This is a genomic window from Protofrankia sp. CiT1 (assembly GCF_917627335.1).
Taxonomy (GTDB): domain Bacteria; phylum Actinomycetota; class Actinomycetes; order Frankiales; family Frankiaceae; genus Protofrankia.
This window is the reverse complement of record NZ_CAKJTP010000158.1, coordinates 1-6,498: the sequence shown is the minus strand read 5'-3', so window position 1 is coordinate 6,498 and position 6,498 is coordinate 1. Positions and strand designations below refer to the sequence as shown.

Below are 6,498 nucleotides of genomic sequence, written 5' to 3'. Positions count from 1 at the left end.
GGGTTTGTCGTTGGGTACGGTTTTGGACCGGATAAGCGTACCCAACGACAAACTGTTCAGAAGAGGGTTGGCGGCCCGGTCGGTATCGGCTGAGGCAGCGCATCGAGTTCGGGCAGGCGCACCCGTACGTTGTCATGGAAGCGGCGCGCGAGTTGTGGTGCGTCGGCGTTGTCCGGGGTGTGAATAAAGACAGTGGGTGAGCGGCCCTCACGCAACCATTCGACGACAATGTCAATCCAACGCTGCCAGCCTTCGATCGTCCGTGCGGAAGCGTCGCGGCCGAGGTAGCGGATGATCGGCCGGTCGGTCAACGCGAGCGATCGGAGCGGTACGCGCGGCTTCTTGGTCCATGCGTCTCGTTCAGCGTCGCTCTGTGGTGGACTTTGAAATAATACGGTGGTGTCGAACGGAATCCATTCGGCGGCTGCGGTGGCAAGTGCTCCTTCGAGAAGTCGCGCCGCGCGGGGGTCGTTGAAGAATGCGGGGTGGCGGACCTCCACAGCGTACCGGTGGGACCTGGTGAGCTGGCGCAGAAAGCGGGCAAGTATGGGGACGTCGGCGGGGGTAAACGATCCTGGAAGCTGTATCCAGAGGGCGTGGGCCCGTGGGCCGAGTGGCTCGATCGCTTCCAGGAAGGCGTGCAGCACCTCGTCAACGTCCGTAAGACGGCGTTCATGCGTGATAATTTTCGGCATTTTGATCACGAATCGAAAGTCGGTGTCGGTCTGCCGTGCCCACGAGGCTACGGTGCTTTTGGCCGGCGTTGCATAGAACGTTGTATTCCCTTCGACCGCGTTGCACCAACTGGCGTAGTGTTGCAGGCGTTCGTGGGACGGGAGCGGGTGCGCCAGAAAGCGTCCTTGCCAAGACGTGTGCGTCCACATCGCGCATCCCACATGACAACGCATGCCCCAAGCCCCCATGAAAAAATCCGCCCGAAAAGCCGGACCCAAGCTTGCCCGCCAAGCCGTGCCCGCGTCACATGTACCGTACCGGTGTCGTCTATCAACCACTCCACTGGCCCATGTTCGCGGCATGTCATCCGGCCAAGCTCACGAATCCCACCCGGCTGGAGTACTGGGAACGCGACTGGCTCGCCCGGTTCCGCGCGCTCTACGCCGCGCACCGCGACCTGTCCACCGCCTGGGCAGCCGTCCGGGACAGCCCCGGCCTGGACTGGACACCGACGCCCGGCTGACCGCGGCCTACATCAGCTGGGACCACGCGATCGACGACCGTTGGCGCGGGGGTCAGTTCTCGTGCGTCAATGCCTACCTCGGGACGAGGGGGTTCTGGATGACCAGGGCCGGGAAGCGTCCGAAGCCGCGATCGGCGCTCCACAACGTCCGAACACCGTTTGCGTGGCACAGGGCGGCTATCCGGGCGTCATGGACCATCGGACCCCGCACCTTTCCAGCTCCGATCATGTCCCGTAGCGTCGGCCAGTACGTCGCTCCTTCATGGAGCAACGTCAGCGACGGTGAGCCGAGCCAGGCCTCCACCTGTGTTATGGCCTCGGCTGGGCTGCTGGGCGGATCGTAGATACGCGCGTGCGTCACAATCGAGTAGAATTCGTGTACGCACGGCCATGGAATCGCCCACGTAGCCGGCGACTCGGCGAGGTCGCGGACGGCGGCAGCCGCTGGTTCGTGGAACGGCGAGTCCCGCCGGTGCGCATGGACGAGGATGTTCGTGTCGACCGCAATCATGCACGGTCACCGTAGATTGCCGCACGCACTTCGTCCCAGCCACTGTCGCGGAACTCCGGGCGCAGGCCGTTGCCGTTCACCGACGCGTCCGGCAACCGAAACTGGGACGCCGAGCGGCGCCGTCCAAGGGCGGCGCGCAGCCCTTCCTCGACGAGGTTCCGCAGCGTGGTGCCTTCAGCGCGGGCCACGTCCTGTGCCTCGCGCACCAGCACCTCTGGCAACTCCACGGTCGTCTTCATACTGCTAACCGTACCTCCGCTGCCGTACTCCCGTACTTCCGTACCGTGAATCGGCCGTACTGCGAATCGGCCATACCGCTCTACCGTGTGTCACCGTTTGTGATCTTGACAGGGTCATTGGCTTCTTATCGGGCGACCGGATCACGCGCTGGCGGGTGTGGGCTGCCGAACGGCGAGGTGGCGGGCCCTGTCGTCAATGAGTCGCGAAGAGTTGTTGTAGCTAGCCGAAATTCTCTGGATACTGAGGGTTCATCCTGAGTGTGCGGGATGGGCTGTTGCTTCCAGAGGGAGGTCGTTGCATGGGCGTGCTGTTTCCGTCCGAGGACAGGCTGCCGATGTATCCGCGCACTGGTCTTGCACCCGAGGTGCCGGCGGGAACCGTGCGGCCGTGGGGGGTGCGGCGGATGGAGCCGCACAGGGCGCGTGGCGAGGCGGCCGGGCCGAGGGTGGTGCGGGTGGATCTCGACCCGGTGGCCCAGACCGCGGTCTGTTACGACGCTGACGGACATGTGCTCGACACGGGCAGGCACAGCAGGACCTACCAGGGCACGGAGCGCTCGACCGCGACCGAAGGCAGCCGGGGTGATGGCCAGCACGGGGATCCGGACACGGACTTCGCGCAGGACTCGAACCCGGTGGACTGAGCGGTGTCGGATCAGCGGCCTGTGCTGGTCGTGACCCAGCTCGACGACCCGACCGCCGATCTGGTGGTCGCCGCGCTGAACGAGCGGAATGTGCCGGTAGTGCGGTTCGACACCGCTGACTTCCCCACGCATCTGTCGTTCGCGGCGACGGTAGGCGCGGGGGACACCCGTGATGACCGCGGTGCCTTTGGTGGAATTTATAATCTTGATAACTATTGTCATATTGATGGCGTTGGCGGCTGGCTGCGGGCACGCTCCCGGACGGTGTTGCTCTCGGCTGTGCGCTCGTTGTACTACCGTCGCCCGAGTGCGTTTGTTTTTCCGGAAATGGCCCCGCAGGATCGGGCCTTCGCGATATTGCAGGCCCGTTACGGGCTCGGCGGGGTCCTGACCTCGTTGCCGGGTTGTCTGTACGTCAATCATCCCCATCGGATCGCCGACGCGGAGCTTAAACCGGCACAGCTGGCCGTTGCCGCGGAGGTCGGCTTCACGGTGCCGCCGACGTTGGTGACCAATGACCCGGCGGCCGCGCGGGCGTTCGCCGGTGCGGTCGGTCCGGTAGTGTACAAGCCGCTGCGGCTGCTGCCCTATGCCGACGCGGAGGGCCAGACGCGGACGGTGTGGGTACGGGAGGTGGACGCCGCTGACTTCGACGAGACGATGCGGCATACTGTCCATTTGGTCCAGGCTAAAGTCGAAAAAGCAGCGGATATCCGGGTTACGGTGATTGGTCGAGAGGTGTTCGCGGTCAGAATTGACGGCGAGCACCTTGACTGGCGTCGCGATTACAGTACGCTACAGTATACTGTGATGGATATTCCGGATCATGTGATCCGGGCGGTACGCGCCTACCTGGAGCGGTTCGGGCTGATGTTCGGCGCGTTTGACTTCGCGTTGGACGCGAACGATGTTCTTGTTTTTCTGGAATGTAATCCCAACGGCCAGTGGGCGTGGCTGGAGGAAGAGCATGCCGGTCTGCCGATGACGGCGGCACTCGCCGATCTTCTGGCGAGAGGATGCGTTGATGGCCGCTGATACAAAACTGCCGACCGGCGATATCGGCAGCCGGTTGGTCATGCTCGCCGATGCGCTGACGGCGCGCGGGGATCTGCGATCGAAGCCCTGGCGGGATGCGTTTCTGGCGACACCACGGCATGTTTTTCTGCCCAGATTCTACCGGAAAATCAGTAACAGCCCGCCCACGTACACCCCTGTTATCGCTGATTCGCTGGGCGACCAGGAATGGTTTGATCTGGTGTATACGGATGAGACCTGGATAACGCAGATTTCGGGTAACGACGACCTGTGGGCGCCCACGCCCCAGGTCCAGCTCGGGATGCCGACCAGCTCATCCACCATGCCGTGCCTGGTGACACGGATGCTGGAGGACCTCGACGTCCAGGACGGGCACCGCGTCCTGGAGATCGGCACTGGCACCGGCTATTCCACGGCGTTGCTCTGCCACCGGTTGGGCGACGCGGGCGTGGTCTCGATCGAGTACGACGATGCCGTGGCCGGCCGCGCCGCTGCCGTGCTTGCCAACATGGGCTACCGTCCGACCCTGCTGGTGGCGGACGGTGCTGCCGGCTATCCGGGCATGGCCCCTTACGATCGCATTATCACGACATGTTCCTTTACGCATGTCTCCTACTTCTGGGTGGAACAGGCCCGGCCCGGCGCGAAGATTTTTGTGATTTTTTCGGGTAGCGTGAAGGGCGGCACGTCGGTCCTGCTGGAGATACGAGAGGACGGCACCGCCAGTGGTTTTCTCGACGCGCGCCCGCTGTTTTTCATGGTATCGCGCCCACAGCTGCCCGCCGCGCTACCGATGTTCGTCATTCCCGAGCGCGATCCGTCCCGGGAACGGACCAGCAATCTCGACCCAGCGGTCTTCAACGACGCGACCTTCCGTTTTCTCCTCCAGATGCGTATCCCTGACCTGTCCTTCATCGGGCTTTTTGGCGGCGCGGAGCGTGATGCTTTTTTCCGGACTTCCGACCCTGATCGTTTCTGTGTCGCCCGGATCCACGATGACGGCACGCTTCGTGTACACGACTATGGAGCCAACCCAGTCTGGTCGATCGTCGAGGACACCCTGCACGGCTGGGATGCCCTCGGCCGTCCCGGGTGCAACAGGTTCCTGCTCACGGTCACCCCTGATGAGCAGACCCTCACGATTCCCGGTACCAGCCTGTGCTGGCGGATACCCGTACCTGTCCGGACAGCGGCTTGGCACGCATAGGGCCACCGCCGCTATGCCGGTACCTACCGGGCGCTATGTCCATACCTACCGGGCGAGACCTACCGGGCGAGCTGCACCAAGGCCGTGGCATGGCCGGTGGAGAGGTGACCGCGGCCGGGTGGGGCGGCGAAGAACTGGTCGGGCTCGAGCTTGAAGCCATGCTCGCGTGCCAGCACCGGGGAGGTGGGGGTGAGCAGCAGCCGGGCGCCGCTGCTCATGATCTCACTGACGACCCGGGCGAGGGATCGGCGTTGACCGGTGAGGATCAGTGCCGCGTCACCGCAGAGCACGAGCGCCTGCCGGCCGAGTGACCCGGGGCTTGCGATGTCCTGCAACAACGTGGGGCCGTCGGCGAAGTTGACCTGCGTCGGGATCAGGGTGATCTGATCGCAGTCGTCGACGACGACGGCGTACCGCTGGTCACCGAAAGCTTCGGCCTCGGCCCGCAGCTCGGTGTCCTTCAGTGTTGTCCCGGTCATGATCCGGACGTCGTCGTCCTCAACGAGGGCGGGCAGCGGTGAGCGCGGCGGGGCGATGATCAGTACGCCGACGCCCATCCGCCGCAGCCCGCGGGCCACGGCCGCGGCCGCGGCCGTCCGTCCGGAACCAGCCGGGCCGGAGACGAGCAGCAGCTGTGGCCCGGTGCCGAAGAAGTCCATGCCCACGGTGTCCGCATCTGGGCCGCCCACGCCGAGCGGGAGCCAGGTTCCAGATGGAGGCGAGTCAGGCACCCGCAGATCGTCGATGGTGACCTGGGTGGGCAGCGCGGGGAACGCGTGTGGCAGCCCGGCTGCGGTCGGCTCGATGCCGGAAAATCGGGCTGCGACCTGGGTGATCAGTGTGTCGGCGTCAACGTCCGGGCGGCAGATCTGGATGTGTGTCCCGGTGGCGGCGTCCACGGCTCGGCCGGGCATTTCCGGTGGGCTCGCCGTTCTGGACGCCAGGTGTGCCCGGCGTAGTTCCTCCTTGCCGAACGGCAGGAGCAGGCGTCGGTTGAACAGCGTCGCCACCCTGCTGGTGAACAGCTCCTGACCGCCGAGCGGCACGATGTGCACGCCGAGCGGCGGCCCGGACAGGGTCACCTCGCGCAACGTCGTCAGCAACGATGTTTCCTGGAATGCCGGGTCAGCGCGGTTCTCGAACCGTTCCCAGCCGTCGACCACGACGACGAGCCACGGATCCCGCTGCCCGCCGGCTGCCGCCCCGCCGTCCGATCGCCTGAACTGGCGCCGGCCGACCTCCTCGTTCAGCCAGGTGATGAACCTGCGGATACGGTCCGGCTCGCTGCCGGCGATCACCGCGCCGCAGTGTGGCAAGCCCGCGTAGGCCGCCAGCCCCGCCGGCTGGTGCTCGATGACGTACACCTGCGCCTGATCGGGCCGGAAGCGTGACGCCAGACTTGTGATCAATGTTCGGGCCAACGTCGTGCGGCCCTGCTGCGGCCCGCCGGCCGCCAGCAGCCTGTCGTGCCCGGCGAGATCAAGCGCCACCGGCGGCTGGGCCTGCGCGTCGGGTACGTCGGCGAGACCGTACGGGACAGCCGTCGCGGATGCTTCCTCGGTGGCCCAGGCCGCGAGGCCGTCGAGTGTCAGGTCCGCGGGCAGCGGCGGTAGCAACGGCCGCGGCGGCGCCGGGCGGCCCAGCCTGCGGGCGGCGGCCTCGAT

8 protein-coding genes are annotated in these 6,498 nt (G+C 65.6%); 4 read left to right on the top strand and 4 right to left on the bottom strand.

Features of this window, described 5'->3' with window-relative positions; genetic code table 11:
• Positions 1-56: 56 nt before the first annotated feature.
• Positions 57-908: a DUF72 domain-containing protein gene (locus tag MJ785_RS18305; RefSeq protein ID WP_239307881.1), complete on the bottom strand. Its 852-nt coding sequence runs from the start codon at positions 906-908 to the stop codon at positions 57-59.
• Positions 909-982: 74 nt separating this feature from the next.
• On the opposite strand from MJ785_RS18305, the gene MJ785_RS18300 reads away from it, so the two are divergent.
• Positions 983-1,198: a hypothetical protein gene (locus tag MJ785_RS18300; RefSeq protein ID WP_239381962.1), complete on the top strand. Its 216-nt coding sequence runs from the start codon at positions 983-985 to the stop codon at positions 1,196-1,198.
• 73 nt (positions 1,199-1,271) lie between these two features.
• Here MJ785_RS18300 and MJ785_RS18295 read toward each other — a convergent pair whose 3' ends face one another.
• Both MJ785_RS18295 and MJ785_RS18290 read right to left on the bottom strand, forming a co-directional pair.
• Entirely contained in the window at positions 1,272-1,709 is a 438-nt protein-coding gene (locus tag MJ785_RS18295; RefSeq protein ID WP_239381960.1) for a TA system VapC family ribonuclease toxin, read from the bottom strand.
• Positions 1,706-1,948: a type II toxin-antitoxin system VapB family antitoxin gene (locus MJ785_RS18290; RefSeq protein WP_239377609.1), complete on the bottom strand. Its 243-nt coding sequence runs from the start codon at positions 1,946-1,948 to the stop codon at positions 1,706-1,708. Before MJ785_RS18290 ends, MJ785_RS18295 begins: the two co-directional genes overlap by 4 nt.
• Before the next feature lie 299 nt (positions 1,949-2,247).
• Here MJ785_RS18290 and tgmA point away from each other — a divergent pair, with 299 nt between their 5' ends.
• From tgmA to MJ785_RS18275, 3 genes are read left to right on the top strand one after another with little or no spacing between them, the layout of a single operon-like run.
• A complete protein-coding gene (gene tgmA, locus MJ785_RS18285; protein WP_239381958.1) occupies positions 2,248-2,592 on the top strand; it encodes a putative ATP-grasp-modified RiPP in 345 nt (114 codons plus the stop codon).
• A gap of 3 nt (positions 2,593-2,595) precedes the next feature.
• A complete protein-coding gene (locus MJ785_RS18280) occupies positions 2,596-3,627 on the top strand; it encodes a hypothetical protein (protein WP_239348127.1) in 1,032 nt (343 codons plus the stop codon).
• Positions 3,617-4,834 (top strand): hypothetical protein, encoded by a 1,218-nt coding sequence (locus MJ785_RS18275; protein WP_239307866.1) that lies wholly within the window; start codon positions 3,617-3,619, stop codon positions 4,832-4,834. The genes MJ785_RS18280 and MJ785_RS18275 overlap by 11 nt, the downstream gene beginning before the upstream one ends.
• Positions 4,835-4,893: 59 nt before the next feature.
• On the opposite strand, the gene MJ785_RS18270 is transcribed toward MJ785_RS18275, so the two are convergent.
• The coding region (locus tag MJ785_RS18270) for an FtsK/SpoIIIE domain-containing protein (RefSeq protein WP_255727662.1) at positions 4,894-6,498 on the bottom strand (1,605 nt) is incomplete at its 5' end.